The organism is Flavobacteriales bacterium (assembly GCA_021739695.1).
In the GTDB taxonomy this organism is placed as follows: Bacteria; Bacteroidota; Bacteroidia; order UBA10329; family UBA10329; genus UBA10329.
Genome location: JAIPBM010000005.1, coordinates 23,201 through 47,164 on the forward strand (window position 1 = coordinate 23,201; position 23,964 = coordinate 47,164).

16 protein-coding genes and 1 pseudogene are annotated in these 23,964 nt (G+C 46.0%); 7 read left to right on the forward strand and 10 right to left on the reverse strand.

Annotated elements, in window-relative coordinates:
- Position 1 precedes the first annotated feature (1 nt).
- The 3 genes from K9J17_04120 to K9J17_04130 all read left to right on the forward strand — a co-directional run bounded on the left by K9J17_04120 (position 2) and on the right by K9J17_04130 (position 6,390).
- Positions 2-1,177, forward strand: coding sequence for an acetyl-CoA C-acyltransferase (locus tag K9J17_04120; protein ID MCF8275900.1), 1,176 nt, complete (start codon positions 2-4; stop codon positions 1,175-1,177).
- A gap of 122 nt (positions 1,178-1,299) precedes the next feature.
- A complete protein-coding gene (locus K9J17_04125) occupies positions 1,300-3,090 on the forward strand; it encodes an acyl-CoA dehydrogenase family protein (protein MCF8275901.1) in 1,791 nt (596 codons plus the stop codon).
- 612 nt (positions 3,091-3,702) lie between these two features.
- The gene (locus K9J17_04130) at positions 3,703-6,390 is read left to right on the forward strand and encodes a S8 family serine peptidase (protein ID MCF8275902.1); all 2,688 of its coding nucleotides are present in this window, start codon (positions 3,703-3,705) and stop codon (positions 6,388-6,390) included.
- A 78-nt stretch (positions 6,391-6,468) separates the two neighbouring features.
- On the opposite strand, the gene K9J17_04135 is transcribed toward K9J17_04130, so the two are convergent.
- The 3 genes from K9J17_04135 to K9J17_04145 form a co-directional block, all read right to left on the reverse strand.
- The gene (locus tag K9J17_04135; GenBank protein ID MCF8275903.1) at positions 6,469-9,261 is read right to left on the reverse strand and encodes a DNA gyrase/topoisomerase IV subunit A; all 2,793 of its coding nucleotides are present in this window, start codon (positions 9,259-9,261) and stop codon (positions 6,469-6,471) included.
- A 22-nt stretch (positions 9,262-9,283) separates the two neighbouring features.
- A complete protein-coding gene (locus tag K9J17_04140) occupies positions 9,284-11,140 on the reverse strand; it encodes a type IIA DNA topoisomerase subunit B (protein MCF8275904.1) in 1,857 nt (618 codons plus the stop codon).
- Between the two features lie 187 nt (positions 11,141-11,327).
- Positions 11,328-13,058 carry a glycosyltransferase family 39 protein gene (locus K9J17_04145; GenBank protein MCF8275905.1) on the reverse strand — a complete coding sequence of 577 codons (1,731 nt, stop codon included), beginning with the start codon at positions 13,056-13,058 and terminating at the stop codon, positions 11,328-11,330.
- Between the two features lie 92 nt (positions 13,059-13,150).
- Here K9J17_04145 and ychF point away from each other — a divergent pair, with 92 nt between their 5' ends.
- A complete protein-coding gene (gene ychF, locus K9J17_04150; GenBank protein MCF8275906.1) occupies positions 13,151-14,248 on the forward strand; it encodes a redox-regulated ATPase YchF in 1,098 nt (365 codons plus the stop codon).
- Between the two features lie 92 nt (positions 14,249-14,340).
- Here ychF and K9J17_04155 read toward each other — a convergent pair whose 3' ends face one another.
- Complete coding sequence (locus tag K9J17_04155) at positions 14,341-15,246, reverse strand: SDR family NAD(P)-dependent oxidoreductase (protein ID MCF8275907.1); 906 nt, start codon at positions 15,244-15,246, stop codon at positions 14,341-14,343.
- A 44-nt stretch (positions 15,247-15,290) separates the two neighbouring features.
- Positions 15,291-15,689 carry a DUF2177 family protein gene (locus tag K9J17_04160; protein MCF8275908.1) on the reverse strand — a complete coding sequence of 133 codons (399 nt, stop codon included), beginning with the start codon at positions 15,687-15,689 and terminating at the stop codon, positions 15,291-15,293.
- A 226-nt stretch (positions 15,690-15,915) separates the two neighbouring features.
- Here K9J17_04160 and K9J17_04165 point away from each other — a divergent pair, with 226 nt between their 5' ends.
- From K9J17_04165 to K9J17_04175, 3 genes are read left to right on the forward strand one after another with little or no spacing between them, the layout of a single operon-like run.
- Positions 15,916-16,329: a 6-carboxytetrahydropterin synthase gene (locus K9J17_04165; protein ID MCF8275909.1), complete on the forward strand. Its 414-nt coding sequence runs from the start codon at positions 15,916-15,918 to the stop codon at positions 16,327-16,329.
- A gap of 14 nt (positions 16,330-16,343) precedes the next feature.
- A complete protein-coding gene (fabD, locus tag K9J17_04170; GenBank protein MCF8275910.1) occupies positions 16,344-17,219 on the forward strand; it encodes an ACP S-malonyltransferase in 876 nt (291 codons plus the stop codon).
- Positions 17,220-17,250: 31 nt separating this feature from the next.
- Positions 17,251-18,570, forward strand: coding sequence for a hypothetical protein (locus tag K9J17_04175; GenBank protein ID MCF8275911.1), 1,320 nt, complete (start codon positions 17,251-17,253; stop codon positions 18,568-18,570).
- Here the strand turns inward: K9J17_04175 and K9J17_04180 are convergent.
- The 5 genes and pseudogenes from K9J17_04180 to K9J17_04200 all read right to left on the reverse strand — a co-directional run bounded on the left by K9J17_04180 (position 18,564) and on the right by K9J17_04200 (position 23,959).
- Positions 18,564-19,565, reverse strand: coding sequence for an SDR family oxidoreductase (locus tag K9J17_04180; GenBank protein MCF8275912.1), 1,002 nt, complete (start codon positions 19,563-19,565; stop codon positions 18,564-18,566). The genes K9J17_04175 and K9J17_04180 overlap by 7 nt on opposite strands.
- Complete coding sequence (gene rfbB, locus K9J17_04185; GenBank protein ID MCF8275913.1) at positions 19,565-20,617, reverse strand: dTDP-glucose 4,6-dehydratase; 1,053 nt, start codon at positions 20,615-20,617, stop codon at positions 19,565-19,567. Before rfbB ends, K9J17_04180 begins: the two co-directional genes overlap by 1 nt.
- Positions 20,614-21,636: a UDP-glucose 4-epimerase GalE gene (gene galE / locus K9J17_04190; protein MCF8275914.1), complete on the reverse strand. Its 1,023-nt coding sequence runs from the start codon at positions 21,634-21,636 to the stop codon at positions 20,614-20,616. Before galE ends, rfbB begins: the two co-directional genes overlap by 4 nt.
- Entirely contained in the window at positions 21,637-22,935 is a 1,299-nt protein-coding gene (locus K9J17_04195; GenBank protein MCF8275915.1) for a nucleotide sugar dehydrogenase, read from the reverse strand.
- A gap of 1 nt (position 22,936) precedes the next feature.
- Positions 22,937-23,959: pseudogene (locus tag K9J17_04200) on the reverse strand (Gfo/Idh/MocA family oxidoreductase).
- Between the last annotated feature and the right edge of the window lie 5 nt (positions 23,960-23,964).

Sequence of the window (23,964 nt, forward strand, 5' to 3'; positions counted from 1 at the left end):
AATGGATGCATACATAGTAGCAGGATTCAGGTCGGCCATAGGAAAGGCACCAAGGGGAGTTTTCAGATTCACCCGTCCTGACGATATTGCCGCAGACGTTATCAAGCATTTGGTAGCCTCTGTCCCAAGTTTGGATAAAGACACAATTGACGATGTAATGGCCGGTTGTGCCACGCCAGAAGCTGAACTTGGTCTGAACATCGGTAGAATGATCTCTTTGATGGGATTGGATACCGTGAAGGTTCCAGGAGTTACCGTGAACAGATACTGTTCATCAGGTTTGGAAACCATTGCCATGGCAGCAGCAAAGATCAATGCCGGAATGGCCGATTGCATTATTGCAGGCGGTGTGGAAAGCATGAGCCCAATGCCGTTTGGTGGTTGGACCGTTACTCCAAACTACAAAGTGGCCAAGTACCATTCAGACTGGTATTGGGGAATGGGATTGACTGCCGAAGAGGTTGCTGAGAAATACAACATCAGCCGCGAGGATCAGGATATTTTCTCTGTCCGTTCGCACGATAGAGCGTTGGCAGCTATTGCCAGCGGAAGATTCAAAGATGACATCGTTCCGATCACTGTGAACGAAGTTTATTTGGATGCCAGCGAAAAGCGTGCAGAGCGTTCGTATGTGGTTGATACAGATGAAGGCCCACGTAAAGGAACTTCGCTTCAGGCGTTGGCTGGTCTTCGCCCTGTGTTTAAAACAGGCGGATCTGTAACTGCTGGAAACTCTTCTCAAACTTCGGATGGTGCTGCCTTTGTAATGGTGGTTTCTGAGAAGAAATTGAAAGAGCTAGGTGTTCAGCCTATCGCTAGAGTTGTTTCTTATGCGGTGACTGGCTTGGAGCCACGCGAAATGGGTGCTGGTCCTATCACAGCCATTCCGGCCGCATTGAAACAAGCTGGATTGAAGCAAGATCAATTGGATATCATCGAGCTGAACGAAGCCTTCGCTTCTCAATCTCTTGCCGTGGTTCGCACGCTTGGGTTGGACGATACGAAAGTGAACGTGAACGGTGGTGCCATCGCTCTTGGCCATCCACTTGGTTGCACTGGCGGAAAACTTACTGTTCAGGTAATGAACGAATTGAAGAAAACAGGCGGTAAATACGGAATGGTGACCATGTGTGTGGGAACAGGCCAAGGCGCTGCTGGTATCTTCGAAATGATGTAAGACCTCCCCAACCCCTCCAAAGGAGGGGCTAATCCAATGAAGAGAAGTAACAGATAACGTTTAATCAAGGCACCAAAAGCCTCCCCTTCGGGGAGGTTGGAGGGGTCACTTATAATTTGAAAATGGAAACAGTAGACAAAAAGGCGCTCCAAGGTGGCGAGTGGCTGGTTAGAGAAACAGGATTTCAAGATGTTTTCACTCCAGAAGAGTGGACAGAAGAGCAATTGATGATTGCGCAGACCTGCAAAGATTTCATCGCGCAGGAAGTAGCTCCGAACTTAGATCGAATTGATTCGATGGAAGACGGACTGATGGAAGGTCTTATGGACAAAGCAGGTGAGCTTGGTCTGTTGGCCATCACCGTTCCAGAAGAATTCGGTGGTATGGGAGCTAGCTTTAACACCAGCTGTCTTGTTGCTGAAGCAACTGGTTCTGGTCATTCATTCTCGGTAGCTATTTCGGCTCACACCGGAATCGGAACATTGCCAATTCAGTATTACGGAAATGCCGATCAGCATGCCCGTTACCTGCCAGGTTTGGCCAGTGGCGAGTTGAAAGCTTCGTATGCATTGACCGAGCCTAGTGCTGGATCGGATGCCAACTCAGGAAAAACCAAAGCGGTGCTTTCTGAAGATGGAAAACACTACATCCTTAACGGACAGAAAATGTGGATCACCAATGCAGGTTTTGCAGATGTGTTCACCGTATTCGCCAAGATCGATGACGACAAGAATCTTTCGGCATTCATCGTAGATGGAGATTCGGAAGGTCTGACCCTGAACGCAGAGGAGAAAAAACTCGGCATCAAAGGTTCTTCTACCCGTCAGGTGTTCTTCAATAATGTGAAAGTTCCTGTAGAGAACCTGCTTTCTGATAGAGGAAACGGATTCAAGATCGCGGTGAACATCCTCAACATCGGTCGTATCAAGTTGGGTGCTGCTGCCATCGGTGGTGGAAAGCAAAGCATCACCCAATCTGTAAACTACGCCAACGAGCGCGAGCAATTCGGACGTCCTATTTCTAAATATGGCGCCATTCAGCACAAATTGGCGCAACAGGCCATTCTTGCATGGGTAAACGAATCTGCTACTTACCGTGCCGGACAGGACATCGAAAACTGCATCAACGATTTTATCGCTGGCGGAATGGCTCCTGAGAAAGCAAAACTCAAAGGTGTGGAGTCTTACGCTGTGGAGTGCGCCATTCTGAAAGTATTCGGTTCAGAAATGATCGATTACGTGGTGGATGAAGCGGTTCAGATCTACGGTGGAATGGGCTTCAGTGCCGAAGCACCTGTAGAGCGTGCTTACCGCGATGCCCGTATCAACCGCATCTTCGAAGGCACCAACGAGATAAACCGTATGCTTACCGTGAACATGATGCTGCAAAAAGCCATGAAAGGCGAAATGGACCTGATGGGACCAGCGCAGAAAGTGGCCGGTGAGTTGATGAGCATTCCACAGTTGGGCGATGCCGATGATTCGCTATTCGGAAAAGAAAAAGGCTATTTGAAGAACTTCAAGAAAGCAGCTTTGATGGTTGCAGGATCGGCAGTTCAGAAATTGGCCATGACCTTGGCCAAAGAGCAGGAAGTGTTGATGAACATTGCCGATATGCTTATTGCCATCTACACGGCCGAGTCTGCCCTACTTCGTGCCGAGAAAATGGTGAGTGTAAAAGGCGAAGCCGCTTGTTCTGCTCAGGTAGATATGGTAAAAGTTTACTTCAATGATGTTGCCGACAACATGGCAAAATGGGGTAAAGAAGCCATCAGTTCCTTTGCCGAAGGCGATGAGTTGAAAATGATGGTACTTGGATTGAAGCGATTCACCAAAACCGACATCTACAACACCAAAGATGCCCGCAGAAGAATTGCCAAAGTCATCATAGACGAGAACAAGTATCCTTTCTAAGGATCAGCATTCAGAAAGATCAAGCCCCGAGCAGCGAAAGCAGCTCGGGGCTTTGTTTTTCCCTTCATCATACGCCCACCAACCAAGGTTTTGCAAGCTCCCATCACATTAGGAGAGGCATATGCTGCTGTTTTACCACCTCCCAAGGTCTTCGGAAGGGCTTATGCTACGGTTTTGCACCCTCCCAAGGTCTTCGGGAGGGCTTATTCTATGGTTTTGCACCCTCCCAAGGTCTTCGGAAGGGCTTATGCTACAGTTTTACTCCTTCCCAAGGTCTTCGGAAGGGCTTATTCTATGGTTTTGCACCCTCCCAAGGTCTTCGGAAGGGCTTATGCTACAGTTTTACTCCTTCCCAAGGTCTTCGGAAGGGCTTATGCTACAGTTTTACTCCTTCCCAAGGTCTTCGGAAGGGCTTATTCTATGGTTTTACTCCCTCCAGACAGATCAGGAACCATCAAAACCCTTGTTCTGAAGGTAAAACGCCCAGCGACAATCTCGTTTGGGCTGGATTGTGCGGGGTCTGATACATCTTTTATGCGAGTGTATCCTTCCAAACAATTATCCACAACGCTCGGCATATATTTACGTTCTGTAATCATCCTAATCCAACTGATGAAAAACGTCTTCGCATTCCTTTTTGTCCTGCTTACCGTAACTGGCGCCATTGCGCAAGAAAAACCACAGGTGGTTCCCGGCAACATCATCGTTCAGGTTCCATCTGCGCGCATAGCCGATGTGATCCAATCAAATCAGTACTTCAATGGGCAAGCCACCCACTTGAAATTGAATCGATTGCTATCGGCACCAATGGCGGCCTATCTCTTAGAATTTGACCCAAGCATTCATCACCGACAGTTCCTACAGCAGCTTTGGAATCATCCATCGGTTACGCTCATTCAGCTGAACCATTACATCCAAGACCGCGCAATTACACCCAACGACCCACAGCTAAACCAGCAATGGTGGCACGTAAACAATGGTGGCGCTGGCGGCACGGCTGATGCGGACATCGATTCGGACGAGGCATGGGAAATAACCACAGGTGGCCTAACCGCCACGGGAGATACCATTGTGGTGTGTGTGGTAGATGATGGAGGCGACCTCAACCATCCCGACCTGATGGCCAACAATTGGGTCAATTACCACGAGATCCCGAACAACAACATAGATGATGATGGCAACGGATACATTGACGATTACCTAGGCTGGAATCCGGTGGATGATGACGATAACGTGGACAATGGAAGCCATGGTGTGAATGTGGCCGGAATGATAGGGGCCGTGGGCAATAACAGCACGGGTGTGGTCGGGGTGAATTGGAACGTGAAGATCATGAACACCACCTACGGCAACATTGGTGGTGTCAATAATCCGAACGAGGCCAATGTGATAGAGGCCTACTCCTACCCGCTTGCCATGCGCAGACTTTATGAGCAGACAAATGGTGCCAAAGGTGCCTTTGTGGTGGCCACCAATTCTTCTTGGGGAATAGACAATGCCGACCCCTTGGATGCACCCATCTGGTGTGCCTTTTACGACACACTTGGTGTTGCAGGAATTCTAAGTGCAGGCGCCACGGCCAACAATAATGTGAACATTGATAACGTGGGCGATCTTCCTTCGGCATGCTCTAGCGAATACATGATCTCGGTAACGGCAACCAACAACAATGATGTACGGACCTTTTCGGGCTACGGACAGACCACCGTTGACCTTGGCGCACCGGGAGAAGATGTGCGCACCACGGCTGCTGGCGGTGGCTACAGCACTACGAGCGGAACTTCCTTTGCCACACCGGCCACTGCGGGCGCCATTGCTTTGGTCTATTCTGCGCCTTGCGCTTCGTTGGCAGTCATCGCCCATTCCGATCCTGCCTTGGCTGCTCAAATGGTTCGCGATGCGATATTCAATGGCATTGACCCTATTCCGAACCTCACAACCGAATGCGTGACCGGGGGCCGATTGAACGTAAAAGGAGCCTTAGACCAGATACTCAATAACTGTTCGAGCGGAGGATGCATTCCTCCCTTTAGCATCACGGCTTCAGGCATTACGGATGTAGTAGCCACTATGGCGTGGAACAGTTTATCCGAAATCGACACCTTCAACATTAGCTACGGCATGGATGGCGGTGCTGCTTTTGCCGTTCCAAACCTAACGGCACATTCCTATGGCTTGAGCGGATTGACAGCATGTACTGATTATTGGTTCATTGCCCAATCGGTTTGCGATGGCGTTGGTAGCGATTGGTCTGACACGCTCTTCTTCCGAACCGATGGCTGCTGCGAAGCGCCATCTACCATTTCATACGGGAATCTCAGTGACATTTCGGTGGGTATTTCATGGCCGCCTGTGTTGGCAGCCGACAGTTATGTGCTGCGCTGGCGCGAAGTTGGCGTCCCAACTTGGAATGAGATTACTGGCATCACAACACTGATCTATTGGCTCACGGAGCTGGAAGCCTGCACCGAATACGAAATTCAAGTGGCAACCGTTTGCGATGGTACTGTCACCGAGTTTGGGCCATTGCTGACTATTAAGAGCACTGGTTGTGGCGCATGCACCGATCAAACATTCTGCGCTTCATCTGGCAATAACGAATTTGAATTCATTTCCAACGTAACGGTGGATGTGTTGAACAACAGTTCTGTTGGCGATGCCAGTGGATATGCTGACTTTACAGGAATGTCTGTCGACCTAAGAAGAAATGGAACCTACGATGTGTCTTTCTCACCAGGCTTCGCCAACCAATCGTATACAGAGCATTTCCGTGTTTGGATTGATCTGAATCAGAATGGTATCTTTTCCAACGCAGAATTGCTGTTCGATGATGTTCAGGGAAGCCAGAGCACCGTAACGGGAACGATCACCATTCCAATGAATGCTGACTTGGGTTCTGCCCGTATGCGCGTTTCCATGGCCTATGGCACTCAATTTTCTGGAGCATATCCGCAAACTTCCTGCGATGAAGGACAGGATGGCGAAGTGGAAGATTACTGCGTGAATATTCTGGAAGAAGACACCACTGGAATCGGAATTCAAGAAGCGAGCATATTTACCAATATGGATGTTTATCCTGTTCCGGCCACAGACATACTGAACGTTGAACTGAGAATTCCATTTTCAGGAATCATCACCTTTCAGATAATGGATGCTGCCGGAAGATCGGTGGAAAACATTAGTACCGCTTCAGAACGTACCACGCTCGACATTCATTCGTTGGCAAAAGGTGTTTACGTCCTTCGAGCAATGACCTCAACAAATGAGCTTGTGGGAATTGCCCGCATTGTGAAGGAATAGAACCTTACAGCATGCATCAAATAAGAAGGGCGATATCATCAGATATCGCCCTTTTCTTTTACCATTTTTCACTGTTGCCTAAAACAGGCCTAACTGCCCATCCGTCCAACCTGCTGAAGGTCCCTTAGGTTTTCCTTTAGGCGGTTCGGGCTCATCATCATCTTGATCGTCTTCATCTTCCTGATCATCATCTTCATCCTCCTCGTCCGATTCGTCTTGCTCATCTTCCTCGCCATCATCATCATCCGAATTTCCATCAACGTCCCACTCAACCGTTGTTGCTTCTTCGGAGTCAGCGGCCTCCTCATCTTCCTTTTCGTCATCGCCATCATCCGCTGTCGGTTCTTTCTCAGAAACGGGCGGTTCGTAGGGAATCGGATCCAATAGGTCGATGGTATTCACCGTTTCCTTGGTGAGCTGATTTCCTTTGGCCTTCAAGCCTTTGACGGCAATGAATTCCTCCACGTTGATCTCTTCAACCGTAGCTTCTTCCTCGCCCGGTTTCTTGCGGAAATTGATGCGGATCATCGGTTTCCAATCGGAAGTAACCAGTTCCAATTGATTCTCTTCTCCTTCAGGCAGCATGCTCACTCCTTTAGCTGATTTCTCAACCAAGAAACGTTTGATCATATATACCTTCTTAGCCGTATCGAGATAAACCACCGAAAGCGGTTTTTCAGGATTCCACTTTTCAATCAGGATCATGTCATCGTCAAACTGCGTGCTGATATCAAAGCCTAAAAGCTTGTAATCGCCACTTTGCATGATGGTCAGGATCTTGTCCTCTGGTGCAAACTCGCCCAGAAGTTCTCCTCTTCCATCTGCGTTCAATCGCTGAACAGTATCATCGAACCATATCTTTCTGGCACCAAGTGTAGAAAGTCCTTTTTCTTTGAATTCAATCCTGCGCAGTGGGTTTTTAGAGAAGGTATTTCCCTTTGCTGCGCGACCTTTTATGGCCAATTCAGCAAAATCGAAATCAAACTTCAGTTTCTTCAATTTCGGCTTCGGACGAACATGGACCATCACAACTTCAGCCTCGCCATTCGGGTTGGCAGTGAACCACTCCACTGTACTTCCCGGTGTTCCGCTCGTTAGGTCATAATCCTTGTCGCGCGTAACGGCCGTTACCGGAAAACGCTTCGAGAAATAATTCCCTCGCGGACCATCACGATAGACCATATTGTAGATGGTGCGCTTGTCGTTCTTACGGAAAACGGCCGCATGGATGATGTCTTTACCAACAAAAACCTTGGTATCCACCTTCACCACTTTCATATTACCGTTAGCGGTAAACACGATGATATCGTCAATGTCTGAACAGTCGGACACGAACTCATCTTTCTTCAATCCTGTTCCGATAAAACCTTCCTCGCGGTTGATGTAGAGCTTCTCGTTGGCAACCGCAACACGTGCTGCATTGATGTTCTCAAAATGGCGGATCTCCGTTTTACGTTCGCGGCCTTTGCCGTACTTGTCTTTTAGGTTCTTGTAATACCCTATAGCAAAATCGACCAAGTGTTCAAGGTCGTGCTTTACGTCTGCGATCTTGCCTTCCAAAGCCGCAATTTGATCATTGGCCTTGTCGCTATCAAACTTGGAAATACGCTTGATCCGAATCTCGGTCAATCGGACGATATCTTCCTCGGTTACTTCACGGATCAAGTGCTTGGTATGCGGTTTCAGCCCTTTATCAATGGCACTGATCACACCTTCCCACGTTTCTTCTTCTTCAATATCGCGGTAAATACGATTCTCGATGAAGATCTTTTCCAACGAAGCAAAATGCCATTGCTCGTTCAGTTCGTTTAGCTTGATCTCCAGCTCCCTTCGTAGCAGATCGAGCGTCTGTTGCGTGCATATCTGTAGAATCTCTGAAACCGACATGAACATCGGTTTCTCATTCACGATCACGCAAGCATTCGGAGAAATACTTGATTCACAATCTGTAAAACTGTAAAGCGCATCGATGGTCTTATCTGGCGAAATCCCAGCTGCTAGGTGGATAAGGATTTCCACGTCCTGAGCCGTGTTGTCCTCCACCTTTTTGATCTTGATCTTACCTTTTTCGTTCGCCTTTAGAATGCTATCGATAAGGTTGGAAGTGTTGGTTCCAAAAGGAATCTCGGTTATCACCAATGTCTTGGTGTCAATCTTCCCGATCTTGGCCCGAACACGCACTTTTCCGCCACGCTGACCATCGTTGTAATTGCTTACATCGATCATTCCGCCCGTCAGGAAATCTGGCAAAACTGTCGCTTTCTTTCCTTTCAGTATCTGAATAGAAGCATCTATCAGTTCGTTGAAATTGTGCGGGAGGATTTTGGTCGAAAGTCCAACCGCAATACCCTCTACACCTTGAGTAAGCAACAACGGAAACTTGACCGGAAGCGTGACCGGCTCCTTGTTCCTTCCATCATAACTGGTTTTCCAGTTGGTGGTTTTCGGATTGAAAACAACTTCCAATGCAAACTTAGAAAGGCGCGCTTCAATGTATCGACCTGCTGCAGCGCGGTCGCCAGTGAGCGTATTTCCCCAGTTTCCCTGTGTGTCTATCAGCAATTCTTTCTGCCCAAGACCAACAATGGCATCACCAATGGCCATGTCGCCATGCGGGTGATACTTCATGCAGTGCCCGATGATGTTCGCCACCTTATTATAACGACCATCCTCCAACTCAAACATGGAGTGCATGATACGCGTCTGAACGGGCTTCAGACCATCTTCTATATTTGGAACAGCACGTTCGAGAATAACGTAGCTGGCATAGTCCAAGAACCAATCTTGGTACATACCACTAACGGCAATGGCATTCTCTACTTCGCCTGTTCCGTCTTCTTGCTTCTCTTCGTTTTCGTTTTCTTCAGACATTTTTCAACTCGTCTCCAACCTTTTACCCTTCAATCTCTTCTTCTACCAGATCCTTTTCAATGCGTAGCCTATCAATGATGAAATCCTGTCGGTCTGGTGTGTTCTTGCCCATGTAGAATTCCAACATCTGGCTCAAATGATCTTCCTTTCTGATCTCCACAGGATCCAATCGCATGTCTGCTCCAATGAAGTTCTTGAACTCATCTGGCGAAATCTCTCCCAATCCTTTGAATCGGGTTATTTCTGGATTGCGCCCCAAATTGGCGATGGCATCTCTACGCTCATCTTCGCTATAGCAATAGCGCGTTTCTTTCTTGTTCCGCACGCGGAAAAGTGGTGTTTGCAGAATATAAACGTGGCCGTTTTTGATCAGATCGGGAAAGAACTGAAGTAGGAAAGTCAACAACAACAATCGGATGTGCATTCCATCCACATCGGCATCGGTAGCGATCACGATGCGATTGTAGCGCAAACCTTCCAAACCGTCTTCAATATTCAACGCGGCCTGTAAGAGATTGAACTCTTCATTCTCGTAAACCACTTTCCTCGTCAGTCCGTAGCTGTTAAGCGGTTTTCCACGCAAACTGAATACGGCCTGTGTGTTCGGGTCACGGCTTTTGGTGATGGAACCTGATGCAGAATCTCCCTCGGTGATGAAGATCGTTGTCTCATCAGCGCGTTCCTTATGGTCATCAAAATGCACGCGACAATCGCGCAGTTTCTTGTTATGGAGACTCGCTTTCTTGGCTCTATCCCGTGCCAATTTCTTAATGCCCGAAAGCTCTTTCCTCTCCCGCTCTGCCTGTTGAATTCGTCTCAACAGCAGATCAGCCACATCCGAATTCTTATGAAGGAAATTGTCGAGTTCGGTCTTGAGGAAATCACCCACAAATGCTTTCATTGATGGGCCATCTTCAGCTACGTTCTGAGACCCAAGCTTGGTCTTGGTCTGACTTTCAAAGACAGGCTCCATCACTTTGACCGAAATGGCCGAAATGATTCCACTTCTCACATCGCTCGCGTCAAACTCCTTTTTGAAGTGATTTCGGATAGTGGTCACGACCGCCTCACGGAATGCACCCTGATGCGTTCCGCCCATTGTCGTATGCTGTCCGTTTACGAACGAATAATATTCCTCACGAGAAGAATTTCCGTGCGTTATGGCAACTTCAATATCATCCCCTTTCAGGTGAATGATCGGGTAGCGGATATCATCATCGATCTTTGCCTCCAGCAAATCCCTCAGACCATTTTCTGAGATCATTTTCTCCCCGTTGTAGAGAATTGTCAACCCCGGATTGAGGTAACAATAGTTCCACAACATCTTCTTCACATGCTCATCTCGGAATTTATATCCCTTGAAAAGCGTTTCGTCTGGTTCGAAATAAGTGAGCGTTCCCTTACGCTGCGTGCTTGGTTCAATCGGAGCATCGTTGGTGATGATTCCCTTTTGGAATTCTGCCAACTTGGTCTGTTCATCGCGATAACATTGGATGGTGAAAACGGAAGACATGGCATTCACCGCCTTGGTACCAACTCCGTTCAGACCAACAGATTTCTTGAACGCCACAGAATCGTACTTCGCTCCTGTGTTGATCTTGCTCACACAATCCACCACTTTGGTCAATGGAATTCCCCTACCGTAATCACGAACACGCACCGAACGTTCCTTCACCGTCACTTCAATGGTGCGGCCATTTCCCATCACAAACTCATCGATGGAGTTATCAATCACCTCCTTTATCAGGATGTAAACTCCGTCATCATACTGCGTACCATCACCCAATTTTCCAATGTACATACCCGGCCTAAGCCGAATGTGTTCATGCCATTCGAGCGATCGTATCTGTTCTGCGTTATACTGGGTTTCCTGTGCCATTTCCTTCAGCCGTCCGTCCGTTCTTGAGGTCACTAAATATAACATTAGCCTGAAGCGAAGCTGAACTTAAATCACTTCGGTTTTCAACAGGGATTTGAACAGATTGAACACAACCTAAATGGCGATGATCATTTCCAAAAAACAAGCGTTTTTTTTCGACCTTAAGCAACAACTACAACGTTGACGTTTAAAGCCCAGTAGGCGCAGATTTCCTTTCTAAAAGGTAGAGGTTCGCGAAGTTCGGGTCATTCAACCGTTTTAAATCATACCGGTCTTTAAAGAACATCTCGATTGCTTTTTCTGCCTTATTCGGAAAACCAGTGAACAGATAGATGTTTTTGCCTGGCTCAATCTGCTCCACAATATTCACCAACAGCAAGTAATTGTTGTACGCCTTATTGTTCTCGCCAAGATTGGCAGGAATCTGTTGGAACAAAACTTTTTCGCCCTTTCCATTCGAACGTTGATACATGCCAAGGTGCGAAAACGTTCGGCCTTGCATTTCCACTTTCTGCTGTCTTATCTTGATCATCGCGTAGCTGTTGATGTCGTTTTTCTCTAAGTAATAGAGATAGCTCACACGATCCAATTCATCCACCAGAATGACTGCCGCGTTGGTGTCTTGCAGCGCCAAAAACTCGTTCACGGAATTGTTAGGCTGAAAATTATCAGCCAAGAAAAACGCGTGATACATATTCTGCTCACGTTTATTCCGTTCAAGATTCTTGTCGAGATGATCGTTTATCTCCAAATTCTGCCACACAGAATTTCCAAGACAGAACATGGCCAACACGGCCACAACGGTTCGTTTAACCGTTTCATTGAATTTCAATCCATCAATAAATAATGCGGTGATGGCAGCCAATAAAATCGCGAAAACGGGTGCGAGATGAACAAATGTCCGTTCAAACGGAACTTTATTGTGCATCAAGAGGAACACGAACGGAAGCACAAAAATCACCAGAAGGTAAACCAGATGCTTTCGATTGAAATCGAGCTCTTTTTTGGTTAGCCAGAAAAACAATCCGCCCAAAACAGGAAGCATCAGCAACCATCGAAAGCTGAAAAATGCCTTCATCACCGAAGGGAAAACGGTGGTTAATACAAACGCTCTATCCTGTGGAGTTACAGACACAAAACGATTGTCGAGCAATTGCTCCATAACTGGTTGATACGCCACAAAAGTTATTCCTGCGCCAACTCCTACAGCGCCCAAAATCCACAGATGAGGAAAGCTGAAAAACGAAACACCGTTTCCCTTTTTCTTCTTCCCTTTTTTATCTTCAACTGGTTTGTTCTGAGCACGAAATTGAACCAGCCAATCTATCCCAATTACTGCGCACAAACCGAACAGAAAATAGACGTTACTCGGAATGGTGTACAAGAGGAAAAATGAGGTCAATCCGATTATGACCAAATGCGGCCACTTGCGACTGTCCAAGTAGCTCCAACCGTGATAAAGGATCATGCTCACGAAAAGCATGCTCATGTTGTAGCCACGCAATTGCAGCGAGAAATTCAAGAATGGAATGGAACTCGCAAGAAAAATGACCGCTAGACTTGCGTATCGCTCACTGAAAAATCGTTTTACAGTAAGAAACGCGTAGATGCAGGTTCCAATCGCCAACAGCCCTTGCGCCAAGCGCAACTTCCAAAGGTTGTCGAGCATCTCGTAAAAATCCCGAACACCGATCAGCCTACTCACTACATTATCAAACAGGTTGAAGAAGATGTGATTGCCTGGTTCTGGATAGGAAGTTCGCGTGGTTTCGAAACTGACCAACGCGTAATCTTTCAGCGAAATAAGTTCATCCCACCACGCATCTTGATGCACGTGATGCCACATCCAAAGCAAGAGCGGAGTGATGCCTACAAAGAAAAAAACGTAGTTGAATGTGTCGGATTTCTTGCTTTCCATGAGTTCGATGAGGCGCTAAATTAATGAAGCCGAATTAGCTCTGAAATGAAATAAGCATTCCATTACCTTTGCCGCCTCAAAAAAATCGAGCTATGGCTTTACAATGTGGTATTGTTGGACTTCCGAATGTGGGCAAGTCAACGTTATTCAACTGTCTTTCTAACGCAAAGGCGCAAGCAGCAAACTTTCCGTTCTGTACTATCGAACCGAATATTGGCGTGATCACAGTTCCTGATGAGCGCTTGGAGAAACTGGAAGCGTTGGTAAAACCAGAACGTGTACAACCAACCACCATCGAGATAGTCGACATTGCTGGTCTTGTAAAAGGCGCTAGCAAAGGCGAAGGCTTGGGAAATCAGTTCCTTGGAAACATCCGTGAAACGGATGCCATCATTCACGTTTTGCGTTGTTTTAAGGACGATAACGTGGTTCATGTTGATGGTTCTGTCAATCCTATCCGCGATAAGGAAGTGATTGACATGGAACTTCAGTTCAAAGATCTGGAGACGGTTGACAAGCGTATTGTAAAAGTGAAAAAGGGAGCCGAGACGGGACAGAAAGAGGCGAAAGCGGAATACGAAGTATTAACCCTTCTGAAATCGACATTGGAGCAAGGCAAATCTGCCCGTGCTGCCGACTTGAATGAAAATCAAATTGAAATTGCCGAAGCGTTTCAACTTTTGACCTTGAAACCAGTGCTTTACGTCTGCAATGTGGATGAAGCGTCTGTTATTACAGGAAACGATTTCACGAAGCAAGTGCAAGAAGCAGTTAAGGATGAAAATGCAGAAGTCATTCTGATTTCTGCTGCTGCCGAAGCTGATATTGCTGGTTTAGACACCTACGAAGAGCGTAAAGAATTCCTGCAGGATATGGGATTGGATGAAGCTGGCGTGAACAAACTAATCCGCTCCGCCTACAAATTGCTGAAACTTCAAACGTATTTTACTGCTGGAGTAAAAGAAGTTCGCGCGTGGACCATTCACAAGGGAATGACCGCTCCGCAAGCTGCAGGTGTTATTCACTCTGATTTTGAGAAGGGATTCATTCGTGCCGAAACCATTGCCTACAACGATTTTGTAACACTTGGCTCTGAAGCAGCTGTGAAAGAAGCTGGCAAAATGAAAGTGGAAGGAAAAGAATACGTGGTGAATGACGGAGACGTGATGCACTTCCGTTTTAACGTATAGACCCCTCCTAGCCTCCCCAAAGGGGAGGAACGCGAGCTATCTTGAAGCGTAGATTTTTCCCCTTTGGGGAGATGCCGTAGGCAGAGGGGCTTCTATTTCCGAAACACTTCGTTCAAGTAATCGTGGTCGACCTTGCCATTGGCATCCGCTTTGGCGTAGCGTTCCGTTAAGCGTTTCCTCACGGCTTCCTTATTCTTTTCTCCTAAACGGAAGAGACGCAACAACACACTCGGAAGAAATCCTTTCATGAAGAACATGAACTTCGCATCAGCTGGAAGAACGATGTGAAATCGCTTTTTGCCGACTTTCTTAAGCACGTATTTCGCAACACGTTCAGGCGTTAGATCTGATGTGGCAAAGATCATCTTCGACATCTCAATTTCATCCTTATTGCCGCGGGCGTGCTGCATCACACTGGTCTTGAAAAAAGTGGGCATCACGCACGAAACTTGAATTCCGTGATGATTGAGTTCTGCATCCATTGTTTCGGATAATGCCCGAACACCAGCCTTGCTCACATTGTAAGCAGCCATTCTCGGAAGGCTCGTAAAAGCAGCCGCACTTGCAATATTGATGATGGCGCCACTTTTCTGCTTTTTGAACTGAGGGATGAAAAGTGCATTTCCGTAGATAACGCCATGCAGGTTAATGCTCAGCAGCCAATCCCAATTGTCTAATCCGTATTCTTCCACGTATCCACCATCGCCCACACCTGCATTATTGACGAGCAGGTCAATTCCGCCCACATCCGAAAGGAACATTTCGACCACTTGCTTGTAGGCGTCTTTATCCGACACATCCAAACCGTAGGTAAACGTTTTTGCGCCAAGCTGCGCGATGTGATCGCTTTGCTTTTTGAGGGAAATGGCGTTGATGTCGCTCATTCCAATGACCCAGCCATCAGCGGCCAATTCTTTGCAAAGTGCGAGACCAAGGCCAGAAGCAGCACCAGTTATGAACGCACGCTTTTGTGGAAATCGTTGTGAGAGTTGCAGCATTTGGGCAACAAGATAGTTGCCACAAACGAGAAGTTAAAGCAATTTCAATGAATCCAACGGGTGATGTAAAAACCAGCTGTGCTAACGCTTCCTGTAAGTACCGCGCCCCAAGTCATATCCACCAATGCCACTTTAAGCGGAAAACCTTTCAAAGTTGCCAAATTGGTCAGGTCGTAGGTAGCGTAACAGAAGAATCCGAACAGTGCGCCATAGAAGATCGCGTGCTTAACAGAATCATTTTCAACTGCTGGAAGAATGGAGAAAATGAAAATTCCAGCGATGTAGAGCAGATAGAAAATGAGCGCTGCTGCCCAATTCACATCTTCCTTTAGAAGGCTTCCGAGTTCGGCCCAGTAGAATTTTTTGGCCACAAACCCTATCCAAGTAATGTCAATGGCAAAGAAAACGAGGGTGGTGAGAAAATAGCTGAGCAGTAGTTTCATCTGAATTTGGTTTGCCATGTAACACAAAAACAGCAAGAGTGTTTTGAGCTGATCAGGATTGTTTTCAAACAATTACCTGGATTTGAATTCAGCATATAGCTCGCGGATTCTCTGATCTGAAATTAGGTTCGTGAAAAACGAGGATAAGAACCAATGTTTAAAGAAGAAAAACGTCCTAACACTCCTTCAAATCATCCTATATTTGCGCTCCGTTTTTGAGGGCAGAATGATCTACATAACACGAAGAGAGCGATTCAACGCAGCGCACAAACTTTACAACGAGCATTGGAGCGTAGAAAAGAATGACGAAGTTTTTGGAAAGTGCGCAAATGCCAATTGGCATGGACACAACTTTGACCTCATTGTAACGGTTAAAGGTGAAGTACATCCAGACACTGGATTTGTGATGAACCTTAAAGATCTGAGCCGTATCATCAAAGATGAAGTGATTGAAAAGGTCGATCACAAGAACCTAAACTTAGATGTCGATTTCATGAAGGGAAAATTCCCATCAACTGAAATCCTCGCCATGGAGTTTTGGAACATTTTAGCTCCTTTGATCAAGGAAGAAGGTGCAATCCTGCATTACATCAAACTGATTGAAACGGAGAACAATTACGTAGAATACTACGGAGATTGAATTCATAACATTACATGAAAGCATACGTTTTTCCGGGCCAAGGCTCGCAGTTTCCTGGCATGGGCAAGGAACTTTATGAAAGTTCTGCCGAAGCCAAATCCTACTTCGACAAAGCGGACAAGATTCTCGGTTTCAGCATCACCGAAATCATGTTCAATGGCGTTGAAGAAGACCTGAAGCAGACTAGCGTAACGCAGCCTGCCATTTTCCTTCATTCGGTGATCCGTGCTTTGACCTTACCCGATTTCCAACCAGACATGGTAGCTGGTCATTCGCTAGGCGAATTTTCGGCATTGGTGGCCAATAAAGCTTTGACGTTTGAGGACGGTTTGAAACTGGTTTCAAAACGGGCTCAAGCAATGCAAAAGGCCTGCGAAGAAAATCCTTCAACGATGGCTGCTATTTTAGGAATGGAAGATGAAAAAGTAGCTTCCATTTGTGCATCCATCAGCGAAATTGTTGTTCCAGCCAATTACAATTGCCCTGGTCAGATCGTTATTTCTGGCACAAACAAAGGTGTAGACCTCGCTTGCGAAAAACTTACCGAAGCAGGTGCGCTTAGAGCCATTAAATTGAATGTAGGCGGAGCATTTCACAGTCCATTAATGGAACCCGCAAAGCTGGAATTGGAGGAAGCAATTCGAAATACCTTGGTCAGCAAACCAATTTGCCCCATCTACCAAAACGTGACGGCTCAAGTGGTTTCCAATCCGGATATCATCAAATCGAATCTGATCTCGCAACTCACAGCACCTGTAAAATGGACTCAGACCATCAATCAAATGCTGCGCGATGGTGCCACTTCGTTTACAGAAATCGGTCCTGGACGAGTGCTTTCTGGATTGATCAAAAAAGTGAATCGTCAGATTCCAACATCCTCAGAAGGATAAATAGGTAATTTCAAGCTTCAAATTTTAGAAAATGACGGCCAAACGAATTCTATTCATCACACTTGTAGCTGTAGGTTTACTGATCACACAAACGGGTTGCGAAGACGACAGACCGCCAAAAGTGGATGGCGTTGAGGAAGTTACTTCCCCAAGCCAATTGGCCGAATGGATGGAGCAACTTAAAGCCATTCTAAGAGCAACAAATACCACTGGCGCAGAAGCGTCAAGAATTCTGGCTTACGCCAGTATTGCTTATTACGAAGGCTATGCGCTAAGTGCGGACGACATGAAATCATTGGTTGGTCAGCTGGACGGATTGGACGAATTGCCATCGCCAAGCCCAGATCTGAATTACAATTACGGAGTTATCGCGGAATCTGCAATGAATACGGTGCTGCTACACATGTTTGCTGATGCACCACAGAATATCAAACTCGTCATTTCTTCAACCTATGGTTCACACGAGCGCGATTATGCTGCCATTGGGGTAAGTGACCCGGTCATTGATCGATCACGAGCACTTGGTGCCTTGATGGGTGGTTCAATAAACACCTGGAGCGATTCTGATGGTTATTCCGATGTTGTCAACTGTACTGTTTCCGTACCAACTGGCAGCGGAAATTGGCAACCAACCCCAAGCAGTTTCAGCAACCCAGAATTGCCTTGTTGGGGAAATTTGCGTGCCTTTACATTCAACCCAGATGAATTGATAACGCTTTGCCATCCTGGATTGCCAATTGCAGTTTCTAATGATGGTGTTTATGCCGTTGACCTTGAAGAAGTAGTTCAACTCAATGAAAATCTGAATCAAGAACAGCAAGACATCGCCTTGTTTTGGAGTGATGGTCCTGGAACCTACACCGTACCTGGTCACTACGTTTCTATTCTTGGCGAATTGATCAGACAGAATCTTCTGAATGGAAAAGAAACGGTTACGGCTTTTGCACATTTGAGCATCGCCATGGCCGATACGTATATCTCTACCTATAAATTGAAATACACCTATTTCCGACCTCGTCCGTTAACTGTTGTTCAGGAAACATCAGATGCCAATTGGGAATCATTTGTTCTCAACCCTGCCACTCCTGAATATCCTTCTCTTAGATCGACCATGGCGTACGCAGCAACGCAAGTGTTCATCAATCGCTATGGCGACATTGAGTTTACTGATGACACACACAGTATCCTGAATCTTAACGAACGTATGTATTCTTCTTTTACAGCGATGGGAGAAGAAGCCGTTTACAGCCGACTGTACGCAGGTACGAACCTGAGAACAACACTTGACAATTCAGAATATCACGGAAGATGCATTGCCCAACGGGCAAACGAATTGTTCTTCAATCAATGAGCCTTGGCTCCGTAGTGTTCCGAGAACCATTTTAAGGTTACCTCCAATCCATCTTTGATGCTGAACTGAGGGTTGTATCCTAGGTACGCTTTTGCCTTAGAAATATCTGCAAGCGAATCTTGCACATCTCCTTTCCTTGGGTCACGATAGGTCGGATTCACTTCAGAACCCAGAAGTTCTTTCAGGTTAAAAAATAGTTGGTTGATGGTAGTACGTTCACCAAAGGCAATGTTGTAAACTTGACCTGTGGCTCCGGAAACCTGCGAGAACATAGAACGAATGTTGGCCTGCACGGCATTCTCAACAAAGGTGAAATCGCGGGATTGTTCGCCATCACCATTTACGAATGGAGATACTCCTTTTAGAAGCGCATCCATGAACAATGGAATCACTGCAGCATACGGTCCATCCGGTTTTTGATTTGGCCCAAAGATGTTGAAGTATCGCAAACCGACCACTTCTATTCCGTAGTTCAGCGCGTACACTCCAGCATAAACTTCATTCACAAACTTAGAAGCTGCATAAGGAGAAAGCGGATCACCAATGTGTTCTTCCACTTTTGGCAATTTCAAACTATCGCCATATACAGATGACGAACTGGCATACACGAACCTCTTGACCTTAGCGTCTTTTGCTGCGGTAAGCATATTCAGAAAACCTGTAACGTTGGCTGCGTTGGTCAATAATGGTGTTTCAAGCGACCTTGGGACAGAACCTAACGCGGCTTGATGGGTGATGTAATCCACGCCTTCACAGGCTTTTCTACATGTTTCCGAATCGGTAATATCTCCGTTTATAAACTCAAAATTCGGTTCATTCAAAAACGGTTGAATGTTTTCCAATTTTCCTTCAGAAAGGTTGTCCAGTACCCGCACCTGACCAGCACCATATTTCATCAGATATGTGACAATATTGGAGCCGATAAAACCAGCACCACCAGTTATCAGAAATGTTGAACTCCCGATATCATTGGTGTGAAATGGCTTAGAATACATTATCGCTCTTGGTATTGTTGCTTGAAATAATTCTGGTATGCGCCTGATGTGACTCGGTTCAACCATTCGGAGTTGGCCAAATACCAATCTACCGTTTTTGGCAACCCTTCTTCAAAGGTAAGACTTGGTTCCCAACCAAGCTCAGTTTTGAGTTTGGTTGAATCAATAGCATAACGAAGATCATGGCCAGCACGGTCTTTTACAAACGTGATGAGTTTCTCTGAAGTTCCGGCCTCTCTTCCCAACTTCTCATCCATGATCTTGCATAGCAAACGAATAAGATCGATGTTTGTCCATTCGTTGTTTCCGCCAATGTTGTAGGTTTCTCCCAATCCGCCTTTGTGGAAAACCACATCGATGGCAGAAGCATGATCCTCAACGAACAGCCAATCGCGAACGTTCTCACCTTTACCGTAAACTGGAATTTCTTCGTTGTTCTGAATTCGGTGAATGGCAAGCGGAATCAATTTCTCAGGGAAGTGATTCGGCCCATAATTGTTGGAACAATTGGAAATGACAACAGGCAATCCGTAGGTATGAAAATACGCGCGGACCAAATGATCTGAACTTGCTTTTGAAGCAGAATAAGGACTTCGCGGGTCATAAGCAGTATTCTCGTAAAAGAAACCTTCTTCGCCAAGCGACCCATAGACCTCATCGGTAGAAACGTGATAGAAACGCTTTCCTTCCCAATTGCCATCCCAACTTTTTCGGGCTGCATTAAGAAGGTTTACTGTTCCAATAATATTCGTTTTTACAAATGCCATTGGGCCAGAAATTGAACGGTCAACGTGAGATTCTGCCGCCAAATGAATCACGCCATCTGGCTGATACTTGGCAAAAACAGCATCCATCTGAGCTTCATCCGTGATATCTGCATGCTCGAACACGTAATTTTCCGCGTTCTCGACATCTTTCAGATTCTCAAGATTTCCAGCATAGGTCAATGCATCCAGATTCACAATTCTGTAATTCGGATAATTCCTCACAAATCTTCTGACGACATGGGAACCGATAAATCCAGCTCCTCCGGTAATGATAATTGCTTTCATGCGTTTCGTTTTCTATAGTTCTGCTCCCAATTCCATGAAGAGCGCAGGGCTTCTTCTAGACCAAGTTCGGCTTTCCAATTCAATTGCTCGTTGGCTTTTGTGGTATCTGCGAAAACGGCAGTGATATCTCCGCCTCTGCGAGGACCAACTTTGTAATTGACCGAAACACCGGTCGCTGCCTCAAAGGTTTTGATCACATCCAGAACGCTGCTTCCTTTTCCTGTTCCGATGTTGAACACTTCGTAGGCTGAATCCATTTCGCCAGCCTCAATTCGCTTCACGGCCTGAACATGCGCCTTAGCCAAGTCAACCACGTGAATATAATCTCTGATGCAGGTACCATCTTCCGTTGGATAATCATCCCCAAAAACGGTAAGAAATTCTCTAATACCAGCGGCAGTTTGCGTTACGTACGGAACCAAGTTATTTGGAATTCCGACAGGCAATTCACCAATTCTAGCTGATGAATGTGCTCCAATTGGATTGAAATATCTCAATGATATGCTTTTGAAGCCCTCCACTTTGGTCACATCTCGAATGACATCCTCGGCCATACTTTTTGTATTGCCGTAAGGCGATTCGGCTTCTTTCCGAGGCGTTTCTTCAGTTACAGGACAAACATCCGGTTGGCCATAAACTGTGCAGCTTGAAGAAAATACCAGATTCTTGATCTGATGTTTCTTCATCTCTGCCATGACATTGATCAAGCTGTAGAGATTATTCCGATAGTAGAGGAGCGGATTTTGAACCGATTCTCCGACCGCCTTTTTCGCAGCAAAATGAATTACTGACTCGGCACGACTTCCGAGTTTTTGAAAAATATCGGCTGTGGCTTTTTCATCAGCCAAATCCACTTGGTGAAATTCTGGGCGTTTGCCAGCAATTTCTTCAATCGCATCAAGCACGGTTATGTGCGAATTAGAAAGGTCATCAAGAATAGCTACATCGAAGCCATTTTGAAGAAGTTCAACAACTGTGTGTGAACCGATATATCCTGTTCCGCCTGTTACTACAACCATTTATAGACTCCAGTATTCGAGATTATTGATCTTGCCCTTGTAAACGCCTTTCACATCCACCACAATTCCGTTGTTGGACGAAAGTGCTTCGAAATAGCTTTCATCTTTATCAAGGTATTGACGATGATTAACAGCTACAACAACCGCATCGTAGTTGTTTCCAACTTTGGTAGCCAACTCAAAGCCATATTCATGTTTCAATTCTTTGGATGATGCGTGCGGATCGATAACGTCAATCCGAACACCAAATGATTCCAGCTCTTTGATCACATCAACCACCTTAGAGTTTCTAATGTCTGAGACGTTCTCTTTGAACGTTGCTCCCATGATGAGCACCTTGGCTTTGCTGATGTCCTTTCCGTTGGCGATGATCTTCTTCACGGTTTCGCGAGCTATGTAAGCGCCAACTTCATCGTTAATGGATCTTCCTGACGTAATCACTTTTGAATGATATCCGAGTTCGCGCGCCTTGTAAGTAAGGTAGTACGGATCAACTCCGATACAATGTCCACCAACCAAACCAGGGAAGAACTTGAGGAAATTCCACTTGGTTCCAGCAGCTTCCAACACATCAAATGTGTTGATTCCAACGCGGTTGAATATCATGGAAAGCTCATTCATCAACGCAATATTTACGTCTCGCTGAGTATTCTCAATGATTTTGGCAGCCTCCGCAACTTTAATAGAAGGAGCGCGGTGCACGCCAGCATCCACAACAAGTTCGTAGGTTTTTGCCACTACGTCCAACGATTCTTCATCGCAACCAGAAACCACTTTGATGATCTTGGAAAGTGTGTGTTCCTTATCGCCTGGATTGATTCGCTCTGGTGAGTAACCAACTTTAAAATCTTTGTTGAAGGTAAGGCCTGACATTTCCTCCAATACGGGAATGCAATCTTCCTCCGTACAACCTGGGTAAACGGTTGATTCGAAAACCACGTAATCGCCATCAGACAATACACTTCCAACAGTTTTGGATGCTCCTAAAACAGGACGTAAATCCGGAAGATTGTGCTCATCGATAGGTGTTGGAACGGCCACAATGTAAAACTGAACGTCCTTCAGGTCTTCCACATTTGCTGTGAAAAGAATATCGCAGCCATCAAAATCTGAAGCTTCCAACTCTTCACTCGGGTCGATGTTCTTCTTCATCAATTCTACCCTTTCGGCATTGATGTCGAATCCTACAACTTTGATCTTTCTGGCAAATTCCAATGCGATTGGAAGTCCAACGTAGCCAAGGCCAATAACCGCCAATTTGGCTTCCTTATCGACAAGTTTCTCGTAGATGTTTTTCATGTCAGTTTTTCAAAAATTTCGGGTCTCGTAAACTGTAGATCCGCTCAATAATTTCAACCACCTTCATTCCTTCCATGGCGTTGGTGGCTATCGTTTTTCTTCCTTTCAGCGTATCGATCACATTTTCAATAACGAAGTGATGATTTGCCGCTGATCCTTTATACGCTCCATAGTCGTTAGCAGGTCCTGCCTCTTCCAACTGTGGCATTTCATAGCCTTCAATATTGCAGTGCTCTACCTGATTCATGTATTGTCCTCCGATCTTCACACTTCCCTTTTCTCCAACTACAGTTAGACTGCTTTCCATATTCGAATTCCAAACGGAAGTAGAATAATTGAGACTTCCCATTCCTCCATCGGCCAGTTTGAAGTGAACCATACCCGAGTCTTCGAAATCGGTCAACTCAGCATGATTGAAATCGCGGAAATCAGCTTTAATATCCTTGATATCGCCAAATAACCAATAAAGAATATCCACAAAATGAGAGAACTGCGTGAACAGTGTTCCGCCATCCAATTGCTGATCGCCTTTCCAATTTCCAGGCTTATAATAGCGCTCATCTCGATTCCAAAAGCAATTGACCTGTACCATGTAAATGTCACCCATCAACTTCCGTTCGATCACATCCTTGATCCAGACAGAAGGTGGAGAATATCGATTCTGCATCACGCAGAATACTTGTTTGGATGCGTTCAAAGCCGAATGGATCACTTTTTCGCAATCTGCGTTGGTCAATGCCATCGGTTTTTCGCACAGGACATGTGTTCCAGCATGCAATCCTGAAAGACTATTTTGAGCATGCAGGCCATTTGGCGTGCAGACGCAAAGCACATCTGGCTTGAGCGCCAGCATTTCATTCAGATCATTGAAAAATGGAACATCGTAGGCTTCTATTCCAAGTTCGGACCGTGGCTTAATATCGCAAAGTCCGATCAATTCAGCTTCCTCATTGCGCACCACCATTTCCGCATGGCGTTTTCCAATGTGGCCGCAACCAACTACAGCAAACGTTATTTTCTTCGAATCCT

Bases quoted from the DNA above. Each gene is read 5' to 3' on its own strand.
- K9J17_04120 (MCF8275900.1), top strand. From the start codon at position 2: ATGGATGCATACATAGTAGCAGGATTCAGGTCGGCCATAGGAAAGGCA.
- K9J17_04125 (MCF8275901.1), top strand. From the start codon at position 1,300: ATGGAAACAGTAGACAAAAAGGCGCTCCAAGGTGGCGAGTGGCTGGTT.
- K9J17_04130 (MCF8275902.1), top strand. From the start codon at position 3,703: ATGAAAAACGTCTTCGCATTCCTTTTTGTCCTGCTTACCGTAACTGGC.
- K9J17_04135 (MCF8275903.1), bottom strand. From the start codon at position 9,261: ATGTCTGAAGAAAACGAAAACGAAGAGAAGCAAGAAGACGGAACAGGC.
- K9J17_04140 (MCF8275904.1), bottom strand. From the start codon at position 11,140: ATGGCACAGGAAACCCAGTATAACGCAGAACAGATACGATCGCTCGAA.
- K9J17_04145 (MCF8275905.1), bottom strand. From the start codon at position 13,058: ATGGAAAGCAAGAAATCCGACACATTCAACTACGTTTTTTTCTTTGTA.
- ychF (MCF8275906.1), top strand. From the start codon at position 13,151: ATGGCTTTACAATGTGGTATTGTTGGACTTCCGAATGTGGGCAAGTCA.
- K9J17_04155 (MCF8275907.1), bottom strand. From the start codon at position 15,246: ATGCTGCAACTCTCACAACGATTTCCACAAAAGCGTGCGTTCATAACT.
- K9J17_04160 (MCF8275908.1), bottom strand. From the start codon at position 15,689: ATGAAACTACTGCTCAGCTATTTTCTCACCACCCTCGTTTTCTTTGCC.
- K9J17_04165 (MCF8275909.1), top strand. From the start codon at position 15,916: ATGATCTACATAACACGAAGAGAGCGATTCAACGCAGCGCACAAACTT.
- fabD (MCF8275910.1), top strand. From the start codon at position 16,344: ATGAAAGCATACGTTTTTCCGGGCCAAGGCTCGCAGTTTCCTGGCATG.
- K9J17_04175 (MCF8275911.1), top strand. From the start codon at position 17,251: ATGACGGCCAAACGAATTCTATTCATCACACTTGTAGCTGTAGGTTTA.
- K9J17_04180 (MCF8275912.1), bottom strand. From the start codon at position 19,565: ATGTATTCTAAGCCATTTCACACCAATGATATCGGGAGTTCAACATTT.
- rfbB (MCF8275913.1), bottom strand. From the start codon at position 20,617: ATGAAAGCAATTATCATTACCGGAGGAGCTGGATTTATCGGTTCCCAT.
- galE (MCF8275914.1), bottom strand. From the start codon at position 21,636: ATGGTTGTAGTAACAGGCGGAACAGGATATATCGGTTCACACACAGTT.
- K9J17_04195 (MCF8275915.1), bottom strand. From the start codon at position 22,935: ATGAAAAACATCTACGAGAAACTTGTCGATAAGGAAGCCAAATTGGCG.